This window comes from Pseudomonas sp. HS6 (genome assembly GCF_023375815.1).
Classification (GTDB): domain Bacteria; phylum Pseudomonadota; class Gammaproteobacteria; order Pseudomonadales; family Pseudomonadaceae; genus Aquipseudomonas.
On the sequence record NZ_CP067412.1, the window covers coordinates 256,804 to 273,431 of the forward strand.

Genomic DNA, 16,628 nt, shown 5'->3' on the forward strand with positions numbered 1-16,628 from the left:
AAATTGCTACTTTCTATAAGTCGTAAGCGTTCCAGTAACAATAATTCTGCGCCACAAGCGCTCATATTGGTTCTTAGGGATTGAATAATGAAAAAAGCATTGCTGACCCTTTCTGCACTGGCGTTGTGCATGGCCGCCGGTTCCGCACTGGCCAAGGAATACAAAGAGCTGCGTTTTGGCGTTGACCCTTCCTACGCACCGTTCGAGTCGAAAGCGGCCGATGGCAGTCTGGTGGGCTTTGACATCGATCTGGGCAACGCGATCTGCGCCGAGCTGAAGGTCAAGTGCAAATGGGTAGAAAGCGACTTCGACGGCATGATTCCGGGCCTCAAGGCCAATAAATTCGACGGTGTGATCTCGTCGATGACCGTTACCGAAGCCCGCGAAAAAGTCATCGACTTCTCCAGCGAGCTGTTCTCCGGCCCGACTGCGTACGTGTCGAAGAAAGGTTCGGGCATCACCAACGACGTGGCCTCCCTGAAAGGCAAAACCGTCGGCTACGAGCAAGGCACCATTCAGGAAGCCTATGCCAAAGCCGTGCTGGACAAGGCTGGCGTGAAAACCCAGGCCTACGCCAACCAGGACCAGGTGTATTCCGACCTGACTTCCGGCCGCCTCGATGCGGGCATTCAGGACATGTTGCAGGCCGAATTGGGCTTTCTGAAGTCGCCGCAGGGTGCCGAATACGCAGTCAGCGAGCCGGTTGACGCACCTTTGCTGCCAGCCAAAACCGCTATCGGTATCAAACAAGGTAACACTGAGCTGAAGGCACTTTTGGATAAAGGTATCAAAGCGTTACACGACGACGGCAAATACGCCGAGATTCAAAAGAAACACTTTGGCGATCTGAATCTGTACAGCGGCAAATAATGCCCCGGCGCCCATCCTCGATGGGCGCCTTTTTCATTCAGTCAGGTTGCTGATTTATGTTCGAAAACCTCTTACAAAATCTGGGGCTCTCCGCCTTCAGCCTCAAGGGCTTCGGTCCTTTGCTGTTGGAAGGCACCTGGATGACCATCAAATTATCGGCGTTGTCGCTGTTGGTGGCCGTGTTGCTCGGCCTGCTCGGCGCCAGTGCCAAGCTGTCAAAAGTCAAACTGCTGCGCCTGCCCGCCCAGCTCTACACCACGCTGATTCGCGGGGTGCCGGACCTGGTGCTGATGCTGCTGATCTTCTACAGCCTGCAAACCTGGCTGACGACGCTCACCGACTACATGGAATGGGAATACATCGAGATCGACCCGTTCAGCGCCGGGGTCCTGACCCTGGGCTTCATCTACGGCGCGTATTTCACCGAAACCTTCCGTGGCGCGATCCTCGCCGTACCGCGTGGCCAGGTAGAAGCCGCCACTGCGTATGGGCTCAAGCGCGGACAGCGTTTTCGCTACGTGGTGTTCCCGCAAATGATGCGTTTCGCCCTGCCCGGCATCGGCAACAACTGGATGGTGATGCTCAAGGCCACCGCGCTGGTCTCGATCATCGGTCTGGCCGATCTGGTCAAGGCTGCCCAGGACGCCGGTAAAAGCAGTTATCAACTGTTCTTCTTCCTGGTACTCGCCGCCTTGATCTATCTGCTGATCACCAGTGTTTCCAACGTCATCCTGCGCTGGCTCGAACGCCGCTACGCCGCCGGTGCCCGGGAGGCCGTACGATGATCGAACTCCTGCAGGACTACTGGAAAGCCTTCCTTTATACCGACGGCCAGAACATCACCGGGCTGGCGATGACGATGTGGCTGCTCAGCGCTTCGATCTTCTTCGGTTTCATCGTGTCGATTCCGCTGTCGATCGCCCGCGTCTCGTCGCACTTCTACATTCGCTGGCCGGTGCAGTTCTACACCTACCTGTTCCGTGGCACGCCGCTCTATATCCAGCTGCTGATCTGCTACACCGGGATCTACAGCCTGGCCGCCGTGCGCGCGCAACCGCTGCTCGACAGTTTCTTTCGCGATGCGATGAACTGCACGATCCTGGCTTTTGCCCTCAACACCTGCGCCTACACCACGGAGATTTTCGCCGGGGCGATCCGCAGCATGAACCACGGCGAAGTCGAAGCGGCCAAGGCCTACGGCCTGACCGGCTGGAAGCTGTACGCCTACGTGATCATGCCGTCAGCGCTGCGTCGTTCGCTGCCGTATTACAGCAACGAAGTGATCCTGATGCTGCACTCGACCACCGTGGCCTTCACCGCGACCATCCCGGACATTCTGAAAGTCGCGCGGGACGCCAACTCGGCGACCTTCCTGACGTTCCAGTCGTTCGGGATCGCCGCGCTGATCTATCTGACCATCACCTTTGCGCTGGTCGGCCTGTTCCGCCTCGCCGAACGCCGATGGCTGGCCTTCCTTGGCCCGACCCACTAGGACCTTTTTCAGATGCGCCACCAGATACATGATCTGCTGGCCCCGCTGCCGGGGACCGCACGACAGATCCACAGCTTTCACTTCGGCCCGGACAAGGCCCAAGGCAAGATCTACATCCAGTCCTCGCTACACGCCGACGAACTGCCCGGCATGCTCGTGGCCTGGCACCTCAAGCAGCGCCTGGCGGAGCTGGAAGCCGCCGGCCGCCTGCGCAGCGAAATCGTGCTGGTGCCGGTGGCCAACCCGGTCGGCCTCGAACAAGTGTTGATGGACGTGCCACTGGGCCGTTACGAGCTGGAGAGCGGGCAGAACTTCAACCGCTGGTTCGTCGACCTCAGCGAAGAAATCGGTAACGAAATCGAATCGCAGCTCTGCGACGACCCGCAGCGCAACCTCGAACTGATCCGCACCAGCCTGCGCAACGCCCTCGCCCGCCACACCGCCACGACTCAGCTGCAATCCCAGCGCCTGACGCTGCAACGGCTGGCGTGCGATGCGGACATGGTGCTGGACCTGCACTGCGATTTCGAATCCGTCGTTCACCTTTACACCACGCCCGAAGCCTGGCCGCAGGTCGAGCCGTTGGCGCGCTATATCGAATCCCAAGCGAGCCTGCTGGCCACCGACTCCGGCGGCCAGTCGTTCGATGAGTGCTTCACCCTGCTGTGGTGGCAATTGAAGGAGCGCTTCGGCGAACACTTCGAGATTCCGCTGGGCAGTTTCTCGGTCACCGTAGAGTTGCGTGGTCAAGGGGACGTCACCCATCCGCTGGCCAGCCGTGACTGTGAAGCGTTGCTCGATTACCTGATCCACTTCGGCGCCATCGCCGGCGAGCCGAAACCGCTGCCGCACCTGCCGTTCCCCGCCACGCCGCTGGCGGGTGTGGAGCCGGTCGTGACACCGCTCGGCGGGCTGCTGGTGTACACCGCCACGCCCGGCCAACACCTGGAAGCCGGGCAGAAAATCGCCGAAATCATTGATCCGATCACTGATCGTGTCACGCCTGTCCATTGCACCGCTTCCGGTCTTCTCTACGCCCGCTCGCTGCGGCGCATGGCGACGGCCGGCATGGTGATCGCCCACGTCGCGGGCGCCGAAGCCTATCGCAGCGGCTACTTACTTTCGCCTTGAGGATGCCTGTCCCATGTACAAACTGACCGTAGAAGGCCTGCACAAAAGCTATGGCGACCATCAGGTGCTCAAAGGCGTTTCGCTCAAGGCCAAAACCGGCGACGTGATCAGTCTGATCGGCGCCAGCGGCTCGGGCAAAAGCACCTTTTTGCGCTGCATCAACTTTCTCGAACAACCCAACGACGGCGCGATGAGCCTCGACGGCCAGGCGATCCGCATGGTCACCGACCGCCACGGCATGCACGTCGCCGACGCCGATGAACTGCAACGCCTGCGCACGCGGCTGGCGATGGTGTTCCAGCACTTCAACCTGTGGAGCCACATGACGGTGCTGGAAAACATCACCATGGCCCCGCGCCGGGTGCTCGGTTGCAGCAAACAGGAAGCCGACGACCGCGCTCGTCGTTATCTGGAAAAGGTCGGCCTGCCGGCACGGGTGGCCGATCAATACCCGGCCTTCCTGTCTGGCGGCCAGCAGCAACGGGTGGCCATCGCCCGCGCGTTGGCGATGGAGCCGGAAGTCATGCTGTTCGACGAACCGACTTCGGCACTCGACCCGGAACTGGTCGGCGAGGTGCTCAAGGTGATTCAGGGCCTGGCCGAAGAAGGCCGGACCATGATCATGGTCACCCACGAGATGAGTTTTGCGCGCAAAGTGTCGAGCCAGGTGCTGTTCCTGCACCAAGGGCTGGTGGAAGAAGAAGGCGCGCCGGAAGACGTGCTGGGCAACCCGAAGAGCGAACGCTTGAAGCAGTTCCTGAGCGGCAATCTCAAGTAAAACTATTGCCCTGCCGGCGCGGTCACTGAAGGAACACCTTCAGAGCACACGTCGCCGGCATGGGCACTTCCACCGACTTCGCCAAACACTGGTTCAGCGCCCGCAGCTGGAAGCCGTTCGCCTTTCAGAAACAGGTGTGGGCGGCGGTCAAACGGGGCGAATCCGGCCTGCTGCACGCCAGCACGGGCGCCGGTAAAACCTATGCAGTGTGGTTTGCTGCGCTCAATCGGCTTGCCCGCTCCGGGCCTATTGTTGAAACTCCCCGTAAACGACCTCCGCTCGCCGAACCGCTGACCGTCTTGTGGATCACGCCGATGCGCGCGCTGGCCGCCGACACCGCGCGTGCCCTGCAAACGCCGCTCGACGATCTGCACATTCCCTGGAGCATCGGCCTGCGCACCGGCGACACCGGCAGCAGCGAACGCGCCCGCCAGAACCGGCGCCTGCCGACCACGCTGATCACCACCCCGGAGAGCCTGACCCTGATGCTCGCCCGCGCCGACGCACAAACGGCGCTGTCGACGTTGCGCATGGTCGTAGTGGATGAGTGGCACGAATTGCTCGGCAACAAACGCGGCGTGCAACTGCAACTGGCCCTTGCCCGGTTGCGGCGCTGGCATCCGGGGCTGATCGTCTGGGGCGTTTCCGCGACGCTCGGCAATCAGTCCCACGCCGAACAGGTACTGATCCCACAGGGCGGTGGCGTGAGTGTTCAGGGGCAAAGCGAAAAGTCGCTCAAGGTCGACACCCTGCTCCCACCGCAGATCGAACGTTTTCCCTGGGCCGGGCACATCGGTCTGAAAATGCTGCCACAGGTGGTCGCCGAACTTGAGGACTGCGCTAGCAGCCTGGTGTTCACCAACACCCGGGCGCAATCGGAAATCTGGTATCAGGCCTTGCTGGAAGCGCGGCCGGACTGGGCCGGGTTGATCGCGCTGCACCACAGCTCGCTGTCCCGCGATACCCGGGACTGGGTCGAGCAGGCGTTGAAGAATGGTCAACTCAAAACCGTGGTCTGTACTTCAAGCCTGGATCTGGGGGTGGATTTCCTGCCGGTGGAGCGCGTGCTGCAGATCGGTTCGGCCAAAGGTGTGGCCCGCTTGATGCAGCGCGCTGGGCGTTCGGGTCATGCGCCCGGTAGAACCTCGCGGGTCACTTTGGTGCCGACCCTCAGCCTGGAGCTGATCGAAGCCGCTGCCGCCCGTGATGCCGTGGCGCAGCGGCGGATCGAACCGCGACTCTCACCGCACAAACCGCTGGATGTACTGGTGCAGCATCTGGTCAGCATGGCGCTTGGTGGTGGTTTTGTTCCAGATGAGCTGTACGAAGAAGTCCGTGGCGCCTGGGCTTACCGCGACTTGACGCATGCGGATTGGGCCTGGGCGCTGGCGTTCGTACGCCACGGCGGAATGTCGCTGACCGCATACCCGGACTACCGCCGGGTCGAGCCGGACGAGCACGGGATCTGGTGCGTCCCCGATGCACGGTTGGCGCGCCGCCATCGCATGAGCATCGGCACCATCGTCAGCGATGCCAGCATTCACCTTAAATTCTGGAGCAAGGGCGGAGGCGGCAAGCAACTGGGCAGCGTAGAAGAAGGCTTCATCGCCCGCCTCAAACCCGGCGACGGTTTCCTGTTCGCCGGGCGCTTGCTGGAACTGGTGCGGGTAGAAAACATGACCGCCTACGTCAAGCGCAGCACGGCGAAAAAAGCCGCCGTGCCGCGCTGGAACGGGGGGCGCATGCCGCTGTCCAGCGAACTCGCCGAAGCGGTGGTCAGCCGATTCAGCGCCGCAGCACAAGGCGAGTTTGCCGGCCCGGAAATGCAGGCTTTGAGACCGTTGCTGGAAACCCAGATGCACTGGTCGGGCCTGCCGACAGTGAACAATCTGCTGGCCGAAGTGCTGAAATCCCGCGAAGGCTGGCACCTTTTCCTCTACCCGTTTGCCGGTCGACAAGTGCATCTGGGGCTGGCCAGCCTGCTGGCGTGGCGGGTCAGCCAGCGCCTGCCTGTGACCTTCTCGATTGCTGTCAACGATTACGGATTGGAGTTGCTCAGTGCCACGCACGTTGACTGGTCTGTGCAACTGGATAGCGCGCTGCTCAGTCCCGAAGATTTATTGAGGGACGTGCTGGCCAGCCTCAACGCCGGCGAACTGGCGTTGCGACGGTTCCGAGAAATCGCTCGGATCGCCGGCCTGGTGTTTGCCGGCTACCCGGGCGCACCGAAAAGCACCCGTCAGGTGCAGGCCTCCAGCGGGCTGTTTTTCGAAGTGTTCAAACAATACGACGCCGACAATCTGTTGCTGGCTCAGGCCGGGGAAGAAGTCCTGCGTGAAGAACTGGATATTCGTCGACTGGAACAGACACTGGAGCGGATCAACCGGATGAAACTGGACATGCACCTGATCAAACGTCCTACGCCGCTCGGCTTTCCATTACTGGTAGAGCGCATGCGCGAAAGCATGAGTTCGGAAAAACTCGCTGACCGCATCCGGCGCATGGTCGGCGATCTGGAGAAAACCGCTGACTCGGGTAAATCCTGATGAACGCGCCCTACCCCGTGCATCTGGCAGGCGAAGAGCTTTGGCTGCTGCCGGAAAAAGCGTTGTACTGGCCGGCGCAACAGGCGCTGCTGATCGCCGATGTGCATTTCGGCAAAGCGGCCGCTTACCGTCGTCTTGGGCAGCCGGTTCCGCAGGGCACCACGGCGAGCAATATCGCCGTGATTGAGCAGCTGCTGGCGAAACTGCCGTGCCGGCAACTGATCTTTCTCGGCGATTTCCTGCACGGGCCTGGCTCCCATGCCCCCGACACTTTGAATGAGCTGGCGCAGTGGCGGGCGCGTCATGCCGATCTGCCGATTACGCTGATTCGCGGCAATCACGATAAACGTGCCGGTGATCCGCCGCAGACGCTGAACATACGGGTGGTGCCGGAGCCATTGCTGCTCGGGCCCTTCGCGTTGCAACACGAACCTGACCCACATCCTGAACGGCATGTCCTCGCCGGGCACGTGCATCCGGTTTATCGATTGAACGGCAAGGGGCGCCAGCGTTTGCGGCTGGCGTGTTTCAGGCTGGGAGAACGCATCAGTCTGCTGCCGGCCTTCGGTGCGTTCACGGGAGGTTATCCGGTGGAGAAGGAAGGCAGCTGTCGGATCTTTGTCATTGGCGACAACGAAATATGGCCCGTCGGCTGAAGTCCTGTTCAGGATTCAGTCGACGGGCCATACATTCAATCAAGCCACAGGCGCAGGTGGAGGCTTGTCCGGCAACGTCGGTTCACCGGGTTCGGTCGGCTCTTCGTTGGGGGTATCGGGATCGGGCTGGTGAGGGATTCCGCCGGCCGTGGTGATGGGCGGGTGTGCCAACAAGGACCAGGCCAATACGCCAACCTGATTGGGCTCGAGCCTTGCCAGTTCGGCAGTGATTTGCGGATCGATCTTCATGGAGCACTCCTCGGCGAAGGCCCGCTGCGCTGTTCGCGAAACGGGCAGTACACCTCATAGAGTGTCTACCTGCCGAAGAATTCCCGGTAACTGCCGGATGGGCGGTTCAGGTGCGCGGCAGGGTCACGCCGCGTTGGCCCTGATACTTGCCAGCACGGTCCTTGTAGGAGACTTCGCATTCCTCGTCGGATTCGAGGAACAGCATCTGCGCCACACCTTCGTTGGCGTAGATCTTCGCCGGCAGGTTAGTGGTGTTCGAGAACTCCAGGGTCACCTGGCCTTCCCACTCAGGCTCGAGCGGGGTGACGTTGACGATGATGCCGCAACGGGCGTAGGTGCTTTTGCCCAGGCAGATGGTCAGGACATTGCGTGGAATACGGAAGTATTCAACGGTCGTGGCCAAAGCGAAGGAGTTCGGCGGGATGATGCAGACGTCACTGTGAACGTCGACGAAGCTGCCGGCGTCGAAGTTTTTCGGATCGACGATGGCCGAATTGATGTTGGTGAACACCTTGAAATGACTGGTGCAACGCACATCGTAGCCGTAGCTCGACACACCGTAGGAGATCACACGGCTGTCGTCGCTGCCGCGTACCTGGCGCTCGACGAACGGCTCGATCATGCCGTGTTCCTGCGCCATGCGGCGAATCCACTTGTCCGATTTGATGCTCATGGCGGGGTGTCCTGAATAGCGAGGTGGAAAAAATCTGTCCGGCATCTTACCGGGCGCGCCGCCGGGTTCAAAGTCCGCGCTGCAATTCTCGCCGAACATGCGGGAATTACGCGGCCTGGCGACGAACCGTCACACCGCCGATCCTTAAAACGGAGAAACCTTCGCAAGAAGCATTGGCACGTTCCGGAAAAAGGGTTAAGGTGGCGCCACTGTGCTGCTTGTGTCACTGAGAATCTCTACACGATATGTTGAATTTCGATCCAACCATCTACAAGAATTTTTCCTGCTCTTTGCACTCAGTCTCGGCCAGGGTTCTTCCTGAGTCGCAGTTATCTTTGTTCAAGGAGTTACACCATGTCTAATCGCCAAACCGGTACCGTTAAGTGGTTCAACGATGAAAAAGGCTTCGGCTTCATCACTCCACAATCCGGTGACGACCTGTTCGTTCACTTCAAAGCTATCCAATCCGACGGCTTCAAAAGCCTGAAAGAAGGCCAACAGGTTTCTTTCATCGCTACCCGCGGTCAGAAAGGCATGCAAGCTGAAGAAGTACAAGTTATCTAACTTGTAGCTTCTTTAGTAAAAAGCCCCGCCCTCAAAAGCGGGGCTTTTTTGTGGGCGTCTGTTTTGTACCGACAAAAAAAATCGCAACCTGATGAGGGTTGCGATTCTTTTTCTGGATGACCTTACCAGGCCACGCCAAACCCGGCGGTGTAGCGGGTCTTGTTCAGATCAGCGTCCTTGGTACCACTGATGATGTCACGCTCGGCCTTGAGATTGAGCGAGGCCCAGTCTGTCACCTTGTAGCGCAGGCCCACTTCCGAATCCAGCGCATAGTTGGCGACGTCCGACAGTGGCTTGCCGATCTCGCCGGTGGTGAAGAACTGAACCTTTTTACCGATGAGGTAGCGGTTGTAGTCCCACTTCATCGCGACGGAATAGAAGTTGTCCTTGCCGCCATCGCTGTACTCGTAATCGGTGCGGTTGAGCAGCGAGCCGAGCGAGAACGCCCCCAGTTCGTCATCCCAGAACTGGTAGCCCGGACCGGTACCGACCACCCGCTGACGCGACAGCTCTTCGACGTAATCACGCTTGTAGTTCAGACGCCCCTGCCAGAACCACTTGTCGGTCAGGAAGCGGTCCAGGGCGTATTCGGCACGCCAGTTGTTGGTGGTCACCACCTCATCCTGGACTTCACGGTTGTATTCGCCCTCGGCGGTGTGTCGCCAGCGCCCGTGACGCGCGGAGGTCTTGAAACCGATGTCGTAGTCGTCGGTGTCCTTTTCGGCGCGCTGATAATCCAGGGCCAGATCGACATTACCCTTCCAGACCAGATCCTCGACCACGGGTTTTGGCTTGAGAATCTGCTGGATGCTCGCCAGCTCGACGGTTTTCGGTGCCTCACCGTTGGCCAGGGTGACCTTGCCGTCTTCGGCGGCGGTCAGCGACTTGGCTTTCTCGCCATTGTAGGCGTCCTGCTTGACCAGCAATTCCTGATCGCTTTCCAGCGTTTTCACCTGCTTCCAGTCGATGGTGACCGCGCCAGCGTATTGGGTCTGGACCAGCAACTTGCCGCCGTCGAACAGGGTAATTTTGCCGCTAAGCTTGTCACCGTTCTTCAACCAGACGGTATCGGCAAGCAAGGGCGTGGACGCACTGAAGACAGCAAGGCACAGCAGGGTTCTGGACAACATAAGCGAATCGGGAGCTCAAGTTTGCGAAAAAGGGTCGGCATTATCCGTAGGAATAATCCCCTGACAAGGAATGACTCGGCTATTTCTGTTGAGTTCATTTCTCAATTGCCCGATCACGGATTAACCTTTACCCCATGAATCGACCCTGTTCAGGAACGGCGCACGTGACAGACCCGATACAAGCCTGCGAAAACGATCCGCAAATCCGACGCACGGCACTCTACTCGACCCTTGCCCAGGTACCTGAGGGCAAGGTCGTCAGCTATGGTCAGTTGGCCGAACTGGCCGGGTTGGGGCGCGCCGCCCGCTGGGTCGGCCGTACCTTGAGCCAGCTGCCCGGCGACACAAAGCTGCCCTGGCACCGGGTACTCGGTGCCGGCGGTCGGATCAGCCTGCCGGTTGGCAGCCCTTCGGGGGATGAGCAGCGGGCACGATTGCGTATGGAGGGCGTTACGATCCTGAACAATCGTGTGGATATTCGGCGCCATGGCTGGCGTCCGGTAGAGCACAGCGGTTAGAGTGCGCGCTTTGTTTTCGCAATCTTGAGGCAGACTTCAGCCCATGCCCCGTAAAACCTGGCGCGCCGCGCTCGCCGCCTATGCCAGTCCTTCGACGCTCGTGCTGTTGTTGCTGGGTTTCGCCGCCGGCCTGCCGTACATGCTGGTGTTCTCGACACTTTCGGTCTGGCTGCGTGAAGCCGGTGTGGCCCGCGAGACGATCGGCTATGCCAGCCTGATCGGTCTGGCTTATGCCTTCAAATGGGTCTGGTCACCGCTGCTCGATCAATGGCGCCTGCCATTGCTCGGCAAGCTGGGTCGACGCCGTTCGTGGCTGGTGCTTTCGCAATCGCTGGTGATCCTCGGCTTGATCGGCATGGGCTTCTGCGACCCGCAGAAACACCTGTCCTGGCTGATCGCCATCGCCGTGATCGTCGCCTTCGCCTCCGCCACCCAGGACATCGCTGTCGACGCCTATCGCCTGGAAATCGCCGAAGACAACCGCCAGGCCGCACTGGCCGCCAGTTATATGTCCGGCTATCGGGTCGCTGCCCTGCTCGCGACCGCTGGCGCCTTGTTCTTCGCCGAAGGCTTCGGCTCCACCGGGTTCAACTATCAGCATTCCGCCTGGACCGGCACCTACGTGCTGTTCGGTGCATTGATGATCCCTGCCCTGCTCACAACCTTCCTGATGCGTGAACCGCCAGTACCGCTGCGCACCCAATTGCAGGCCGGACGCTATACCTTCATGCATCAACTGATGTCGGTGTTCGTGCTGATCGTCCTGCTGGTCTCTGTACCGGCCATGTTCACCCAGCTCTACAACACCGATTTCGCCAGCGTGCTGTTCGGCACCATGAGCCCGCTGGACCTGCTGCTGGAAGACCGGGCCTTCCTGCGCGCCATCCTCTATACCCTGCTCACCGGCCTGTGCCTCTCGACCATGGGCCGCCGTGGACTGGCGCCGGTACTGACCCCGGTCAACGACTTCATCCTGCGCTACCGCTGGCAAGCACTGCTGTTGCTGGGCTTGATCGCGACTTATCGGATGTCGGATACGGTCATGGGCGTGATGGCCAACGTGTTCTATATCGACCAGGGCTTCACCAAGGACCAGATCGCCAGCGTCAGCAAGATCTTCGGCCTGATCATGACGCTGGTCGGTGCCGGCATGGGCGGCCTGTTGATCGTGCGCTTCGGCATCCTGCCGATCCTGTTCATTGGCGGCGCGGCATCGGCAGGCACCAACCTGTTGTTCGTGATGCTGGCCGACATGGGCCCGAATCTGAAGATGTTGATCGTGACCATCTCCCTAGACAACTTCAGCTCGGGCATGGCCACTTCGGCGTTTGTCGCTTATCTGTCCAGCCTGACGAACCTGAAGTTCTCCGCCACCCAGTACGCCTTGCTCAGCTCGATCATGCTGCTGCTGCCTCGCCTCATCGGCGGCTACTCCGGGGTGATGGTAGAGAAGTTCGGCTATCACAACTTCTTCATGATCACCGCGCTGCTCGGTGTACCGACCCTGGTGCTGATCGCTCTGCACTGGTTCCAGGAGAGCCGCCGCGAAGGCCCGACGCCGACACCGGAACCCGTACCGACGCCGGTCGCCGAAGAGTCGTAAGACATCTCGCACCCCGCGGGAGGGTTCCCGCCGGGCCTGCACTTCTGTACGTCGGCAGCTCTCGCCGGTACACTGCTCCGTCATTTCCAGTCATAGCAACCGACAACGGCCAACCATGCGCACCAGTCAATTTTTGCTCGCCACACAGAAAGAAACGCCTTCCGACGCGGTCGTGATCAGCCATCAGCTGATGCTGCGCGCCGGCATGATCCGCAAACTCGCCTCGGGCCTGTACACCTGGCTGCCGATGGGCTTGCGGGTAATGCGCAAGGTAGAAGCCATCGTTCGCGAAGAGATGAACGCCGCCGGCTCTCTGGAAGTGTTGATGCCGAGCACCCAACCGGCCGAGCTGTGGCAGGAATCGGGTCGCTGGGAAGAATACGGCCCTGAGTTGCTGCGCTTCAAAGACCGTCATGGTCGCGATTTCTGCGCGGGCCCGACCCACGAAGAAGTGATCACCGATCTGATGCGCAACGAGTTGAGCAGCTACAAGCAGCTGCCAATCAACCTGTACCAGATCCAGACCAAGTTCCGTGACGAAATCCGCCCACGCTTCGGTTTGATGCGCGGCCGTGAATTCATCATGAAGGACGCTTACTCGTTCCACGCCGATCAGGCGTCGCTGCAGGTCACCTATGACCGCATGCACGAGGCGTACTGCAACGTGTTCACACGTCTTGGCCTGAAATTCCGTCCGGTTGAAGCCGACAACGGCTCCATCGGTGGTGCCGGTTCCCACGAATTCCACGTGCTGGCCGAGTCCGGTGAAGACGATATCGTTTTCAGCAACGGCTCCGACTACGCGGCGAACATCGAGAAAGCCGAAGCCGTACCGCGTGAAACTTCCCGCGCTGCGCCGGCCGAAGAGCTGCGCCTGGTCGACACCCCGGACACCAAGACCATCGCGGCCCTGGTGGAGAAATTCAATCTGCCGATTGAAAAGACCATCAAGACCCTGATCGTGCATGCCGAAGAAGAAGGCAAGCTGATCGCCCTGGTCATCCGTGGCGACCACGAACTGAACGAAATCAAGGCTGCCCAGCAACCTGGCGTCGCCAGCCCGCTGGTCATGGCATCCGATGCAGAGCTGCGTGACGCCATCGGCGCCGGCGCCGGCTCCCTCGGCCCGCTGAACCTGCCGCTGCCAATCATCATCGACCGCTCGGTCGAGCTGATGAGCGACTTCGGCATCGGTGCCAACATCGACGACAAGCACTACTTCGGCGTGAACTGGGAGCGTGATCTGCCGGTTCCGGCCGTGGCCGACCTGCGCAACGTCGTGGCCGGCGACCCGAGCCCGGACGGCAAAGGGACCCTGGCCATCGCACGCGGCATCGAAGTCGGGCACATCTTCCAGCTGGGCAACAAGTACAGCCAGGCGATGAAGTGCGAAGTGCTGGGCGATAACGGCAAGCCTGTGACCCTGGAAATGGGTTGCTACGGCATTGGCGTTTCCCGCGTTGTGGCTGCAGCCATCGAGCAGAACAACGACGAAAACGGCATCATCTGGAGCGACACCCTGGCGCCGTTCCAGATCGCCCTGGTACCACTGCGCTATGAAACCGAGCTGGTGCGTGAAGCCACCGACAAGCTGTACGCGGAACTCACCGCGGCCGGCTTCGAAGTGCTGTTGGACGATCGTGACAAGAAAACCAGCCCGGGCATCAAGTTCGCGGACATGGAGCTGATCGGCATTCCACACCGGATCGTAGTCAGTGACCGCGGCCTCGCCGAAGGCAACCTGGAATACAAGAGCCGTACCGAAGGCCAGGCGCAAGCGCTGCCGGTTGCCGACGTGCTGTCCTTCCTTCAGGCCCGTATCCGCCGCTGAAACCAGATAGAGACGTCATGTTCAAGCGAAACACCTTAGGCCTCGGAGGCGCCACCCTGTGTGGCGCCCTGCTGGTCAGCGGCTGTGCCAATCACATGTCACAGCGCAGCGAGCACGAAGAGCGGGTCGAGCGAAAGTTGCTCGATCACAGCCTGCAGATCGATGTCGGTGAGCCTAAGGTGCTTGAGCTGCCGCAACGACGCGTGAAGATCAACGAGCAGAAAACCTTCGAAGTCACCGAGTTCGAAGTCACCCGTCGTTATGACCGCTACACGCCTTACCAACCCTGGCGCGAAATCTACGAGATCCCACTGGGTGCAGTAGCGGTGGTGGCCGGCGTCGGCGCCAACGTGGTCAATGTGTTCGCCCTCGGCACCCTGCCGGACAGCGTGACCAAGGACTGGCTGAGCTACGGATTCGCCGGGCTCAACCCGTTCATGAACGTGCAGTCCCACGGTCGTGCGCAGCAAAACCTGGCGGGAATCGATGAAGTCCAGCGCGACAAGCGCATGGAGTATTCGAGCCTGCCATGGAGCGAGCGTCCGGTGCAGGTCAAGGCTGGCAAGCAGTCTTTCGACATGACCACCGACCGTAACGGCGTGCTGCGATTGAACCTGCTGGACAGTCCGTTTGCCGAAAACGATCTGAATCACGTGGGCAAACTGCAAATCAGCGTCGAAGACGCCAAGGACGACGTGCATTCCGACTCGTCCCTGACGATCAGCAGTCACCTGCGTGGCAAATTGCTGGAAGCACACGGGCTGATTTACGATGATCTGGAAGACGACGAAGTGAGCCAGTGGGTTCACCGGGTCAAGCGCCTGTCGGAACTGGGTCTGGAAGAAGAAGCCAGTGAGCTGGAGCAAAGCCTGATCGAGCTGACGCGTAACGATCCCGAGTTGCAGGCTGAGTTTCTCAAGTCTCTGACCAAGGATGCCGGGCGATTGGTGGCGGATCCAGGTCCTAACTGAAAGCTGCTTTATAGGAGCCCGAACCTGTTTCGGGCTTTTTTATGCGCCCTACCGATCAAACAACTCCATCTGTTCAAAACCGCCGCGCAAATCCTCCAGCCGCACGCCCACCCCCAGCAACCGCACCGGTTTGCCACCCCGATTGAACGCCTGCGTCAGCATCAACTGATAACTGCCCAGATCCCGCCCTGCCCCGGCCTGTTCCAGTGTGGTCTGGGTAAAGTCGTGAAACTTCACTTTGACGAACGGCTTGCCCGGGCGGTAGCTGCTGTCGATCCGCGCCATGCGGGTTTTCAGGGTTTCCAGCAGTTCAGGGAGCTTGTCCAGGCAACTGCGCAGATCCGGCAGGTCCACGTCGTAGGTGTTTTCGACACTGATCGACTGACGACGACTGTCGTTATGCACCTGACGGTCATCTATCCCACGCGCCAGGCTCCACATCCGCTCGCCAAAACTGCCGAATTCACGCACCAGCGCCAATTTGTCCCACTCACGCAGTTGCAGGCAGTCGTTGATACCGAGCTTGCCCAGCTTGTCGGCAGTGACTTTGCCGACACCGTGCAACTTGCTCACCGGCAGACCGCTGACGAAGTCTTCGACCTGGTCAGGGGTGATGACAAACAGGCCGTTGGGTTTTTTCCAGTCGCTGGCGATCTTGGCCAGAAACTTGTTCGGCGCGACGCCGGCCGAGACCGTAATGTGCAATTGATTGGAAACCCGGCGCCGAATGTCCTGGGCGATTCGCGTGGCGCTGCCACCGAAATGCGCGCTGTCCGAGACATCGAGGTAGGCCTCGTCCAGTGACAGCGGCTCGATCAGGTCGGTGTAATCGCGAAAGATCGTGTGTATTTCCTTCGATGCCTCACGGTAAGCATCCATTCGCGGCTTGACGATGGTCAGGTCCGGGCACAGTTTCAAGGCATGCCCGGAAGACATCGCCGAACGTACGCCGTATGCCCTCGCCTCATAATTGCAGGTGGCGATCACCCCCCGCCGGTCCGCTGAACCACCCACCGCCAACGGCTTGCCGGCCAGACGCGGATCGTCCCGCATCTCGATGGCGGCGTAGAAACAGTCACAGTCGACGTGGATGATTTTTCGCTGAGTCATGGCAGAAAAGGAAATATGGCAAGCCGGAACGGCAGTATCTCACTGGCACCTGTATATAGCACCAGTGGTATGAAGGTTCTTTTCCATTGGTAGGAAACTTCCTTTGAATTTATTTTCTCAATCGAAATCGACCTGCCAATAGAGCTGAAACCCTTGCCCCGCCTGACCTGCGACCCCGCCAGCCTTCCCTGAAAATCGCTAACCAATTGAACCAGAACAGATTTTATCCAGATTCAAGGTTGACACCCCGGCGTTCCTCTGTAGAATGCCGACACACAGACGCGGGATGGAGCAGTCTGGTAGCTCGTCGGGCTCATAACCCGAAGGTCGTCGGTTCAAATCCGGCTCCCGCAACCAAACATCAAAAAAGGCTACTCGAAAGAGTGGCCTTTTTTGTGCGCGTCTGTTTTTCATTCAGGCATCCTCCGGGCCAAACAGGAATCCTTTGCAATTCCGATACTTACCGCCCTCCCGCGACGGATTGACGCGTTTTCACGCTTATTTGA

General features: G+C 59.9%; 16 protein-coding genes and 1 tRNA gene. 13 read left to right on the plus strand and 4 right to left on the minus strand.

The window, feature by feature from the left end:
- Positions 1-87 precede the first annotated feature (87 nt).
- Genes JJN09_RS01260 through pdeM form a run of 7 tightly spaced genes read left to right on the plus strand, consistent with a single transcriptional unit; the run spans position 88 to position 7,473 of the window.
- Complete coding sequence (locus tag JJN09_RS01260) at positions 88-870, plus strand: transporter substrate-binding domain-containing protein (RefSeq protein ID WP_249485122.1); 783 nt, start codon at positions 88-90, stop codon at positions 868-870.
- Positions 871-926: 56 nt separating this feature from the next.
- A complete protein-coding gene (locus JJN09_RS01265; protein WP_249485123.1) occupies positions 927-1,655 on the plus strand; it encodes an ABC transporter permease in 729 nt (242 codons plus the stop codon).
- Positions 1,652-2,362: an ABC transporter permease gene (locus JJN09_RS01270; RefSeq protein ID WP_096819545.1), complete on the plus strand. Its 711-nt coding sequence runs from the start codon at positions 1,652-1,654 to the stop codon at positions 2,360-2,362. Before JJN09_RS01265 ends, JJN09_RS01270 begins: the two co-directional genes overlap by 4 nt.
- Before the next feature lie 12 nt (positions 2,363-2,374).
- A complete protein-coding gene (locus tag JJN09_RS01275; RefSeq protein WP_249485124.1) occupies positions 2,375-3,493 on the plus strand; it encodes a succinylglutamate desuccinylase/aspartoacylase family protein in 1,119 nt (372 codons plus the stop codon).
- 13 nt (positions 3,494-3,506) lie between these two features.
- Positions 3,507-4,271 carry an ABC transporter ATP-binding protein gene (locus JJN09_RS01280; protein WP_249485125.1) on the plus strand — a complete coding sequence of 255 codons (765 nt, stop codon included), beginning with the start codon at positions 3,507-3,509 and terminating at the stop codon, positions 4,269-4,271.
- 59 nt (positions 4,272-4,330) lie between these two features.
- Positions 4,331-6,817, plus strand: coding sequence for a ligase-associated DNA damage response DEXH box helicase (locus tag JJN09_RS01285; protein ID WP_249485126.1), 2,487 nt, complete (start codon positions 4,331-4,333; stop codon positions 6,815-6,817).
- A complete protein-coding gene (gene pdeM, locus JJN09_RS01290; protein WP_249485127.1) occupies positions 6,817-7,473 on the plus strand; it encodes a ligase-associated DNA damage response endonuclease PdeM in 657 nt (218 codons plus the stop codon). The genes JJN09_RS01285 and pdeM overlap by 1 nt, the downstream gene beginning before the upstream one ends.
- Before the next feature lie 39 nt (positions 7,474-7,512).
- On the opposite strand, the gene JJN09_RS01295 is transcribed toward pdeM, so the two are convergent.
- Together JJN09_RS01295 and dcd are read right to left on the minus strand one after the other, a co-directional pair.
- Positions 7,513-7,722 carry a hypothetical protein gene (locus JJN09_RS01295; protein WP_096819548.1) on the minus strand — a complete coding sequence of 70 codons (210 nt, stop codon included), beginning with the start codon at positions 7,720-7,722 and terminating at the stop codon, positions 7,513-7,515.
- A gap of 106 nt (positions 7,723-7,828) precedes the next feature.
- Positions 7,829-8,395 carry a dCTP deaminase gene (gene dcd / locus JJN09_RS01300; protein WP_096819549.1) on the minus strand — a complete coding sequence of 189 codons (567 nt, stop codon included), beginning with the start codon at positions 8,393-8,395 and terminating at the stop codon, positions 7,829-7,831.
- A gap of 354 nt (positions 8,396-8,749) precedes the next feature.
- Between dcd and JJN09_RS01305 the strand changes: the two genes are divergently transcribed.
- Positions 8,750-8,959: a cold-shock protein gene (locus JJN09_RS01305; protein ID WP_002554837.1), complete on the plus strand. Its 210-nt coding sequence runs from the start codon at positions 8,750-8,752 to the stop codon at positions 8,957-8,959.
- A gap of 122 nt (positions 8,960-9,081) precedes the next feature.
- On the opposite strand, the gene JJN09_RS01310 is transcribed toward JJN09_RS01305, so the two are convergent.
- Entirely contained in the window at positions 9,082-10,089 is a 1,008-nt protein-coding gene (locus JJN09_RS01310; protein ID WP_249485128.1) for a DUF481 domain-containing protein, read from the minus strand.
- Between the two features lie 164 nt (positions 10,090-10,253).
- Here JJN09_RS01310 and JJN09_RS01315 point away from each other — a divergent pair, with 164 nt between their 5' ends.
- The 4 genes from JJN09_RS01315 to JJN09_RS01330 all read left to right on the plus strand — a co-directional run bounded on the left by JJN09_RS01315 (position 10,254) and on the right by JJN09_RS01330 (position 15,012).
- Complete coding sequence (locus JJN09_RS01315) at positions 10,254-10,607, plus strand: MGMT family protein (protein ID WP_085729882.1); 354 nt, start codon at positions 10,254-10,256, stop codon at positions 10,605-10,607.
- A gap of 43 nt (positions 10,608-10,650) precedes the next feature.
- Positions 10,651-12,210, plus strand: a complete 1,560-nt coding sequence (locus tag JJN09_RS01320) for an AmpG family muropeptide MFS transporter (RefSeq protein WP_249485129.1) — start codon at positions 10,651-10,653, stop codon at positions 12,208-12,210.
- A 115-nt stretch (positions 12,211-12,325) separates the two neighbouring features.
- A complete protein-coding gene (locus tag JJN09_RS01325; RefSeq protein WP_249485130.1) occupies positions 12,326-14,041 on the plus strand; it encodes a proline--tRNA ligase in 1,716 nt (571 codons plus the stop codon).
- A gap of 17 nt (positions 14,042-14,058) precedes the next feature.
- Entirely contained in the window at positions 14,059-15,012 is a 954-nt protein-coding gene (locus tag JJN09_RS01330; protein WP_249485131.1) for a hypothetical protein, read from the plus strand.
- A gap of 48 nt (positions 15,013-15,060) precedes the next feature.
- Here the strand turns inward: JJN09_RS01330 and dinB are convergent, their stop codons facing one another.
- Entirely contained in the window at positions 15,061-16,122 is a 1,062-nt protein-coding gene (dinB, locus tag JJN09_RS01335) for a DNA polymerase IV (protein WP_249485132.1), read from the minus strand.
- 280 nt (positions 16,123-16,402) lie between these two features.
- Here dinB and JJN09_RS01340 point away from each other — a divergent pair.
- Positions 16,403-16,479, plus strand: a tRNA-Met gene (locus tag JJN09_RS01340).
- The last annotated feature ends 149 nt before the right edge of the window (positions 16,480-16,628 follow it).

Bases quoted from the DNA above. Each gene is read 5' to 3' on its own strand.
- JJN09_RS01260 (WP_249485122.1), top strand. From the start codon at position 88: ATGAAAAAAGCATTGCTGACCCTTTCTGCACTGGCGTTGTGCATGGCC.
- JJN09_RS01265 (WP_249485123.1), top strand. From the start codon at position 927: ATGTTCGAAAACCTCTTACAAAATCTGGGGCTCTCCGCCTTCAGCCTC.
- JJN09_RS01270 (WP_096819545.1), top strand. From the start codon at position 1,652: ATGATCGAACTCCTGCAGGACTACTGGAAAGCCTTCCTTTATACCGAC.
- JJN09_RS01275 (WP_249485124.1), top strand. From the start codon at position 2,375: ATGCGCCACCAGATACATGATCTGCTGGCCCCGCTGCCGGGGACCGCA.
- JJN09_RS01280 (WP_249485125.1), top strand. From the start codon at position 3,507: ATGTACAAACTGACCGTAGAAGGCCTGCACAAAAGCTATGGCGACCAT.
- JJN09_RS01285 (WP_249485126.1), top strand. From the start codon at position 4,331: ATGGGCACTTCCACCGACTTCGCCAAACACTGGTTCAGCGCCCGCAGC.
- pdeM (WP_249485127.1), top strand. From the start codon at position 6,817: ATGAACGCGCCCTACCCCGTGCATCTGGCAGGCGAAGAGCTTTGGCTG.
- JJN09_RS01295 (WP_096819548.1), bottom strand. From the start codon at position 7,722: ATGAAGATCGATCCGCAAATCACTGCCGAACTGGCAAGGCTCGAGCCC.
- dcd (WP_096819549.1), bottom strand. From the start codon at position 8,395: ATGAGCATCAAATCGGACAAGTGGATTCGCCGCATGGCGCAGGAACAC.
- JJN09_RS01305 (WP_002554837.1), top strand. From the start codon at position 8,750: ATGTCTAATCGCCAAACCGGTACCGTTAAGTGGTTCAACGATGAAAAA.
- JJN09_RS01310 (WP_249485128.1), bottom strand. From the start codon at position 10,089: ATGTTGTCCAGAACCCTGCTGTGCCTTGCTGTCTTCAGTGCGTCCACG.
- JJN09_RS01320 (WP_249485129.1), top strand. From the start codon at position 10,651: ATGCCCCGTAAAACCTGGCGCGCCGCGCTCGCCGCCTATGCCAGTCCT.
- JJN09_RS01325 (WP_249485130.1), top strand. From the start codon at position 12,326: ATGCGCACCAGTCAATTTTTGCTCGCCACACAGAAAGAAACGCCTTCC.
- JJN09_RS01330 (WP_249485131.1), top strand. From the start codon at position 14,059: ATGTTCAAGCGAAACACCTTAGGCCTCGGAGGCGCCACCCTGTGTGGC.
- dinB (WP_249485132.1), bottom strand. From the start codon at position 16,122: ATGACTCAGCGAAAAATCATCCACGTCGACTGTGACTGTTTCTACGCC.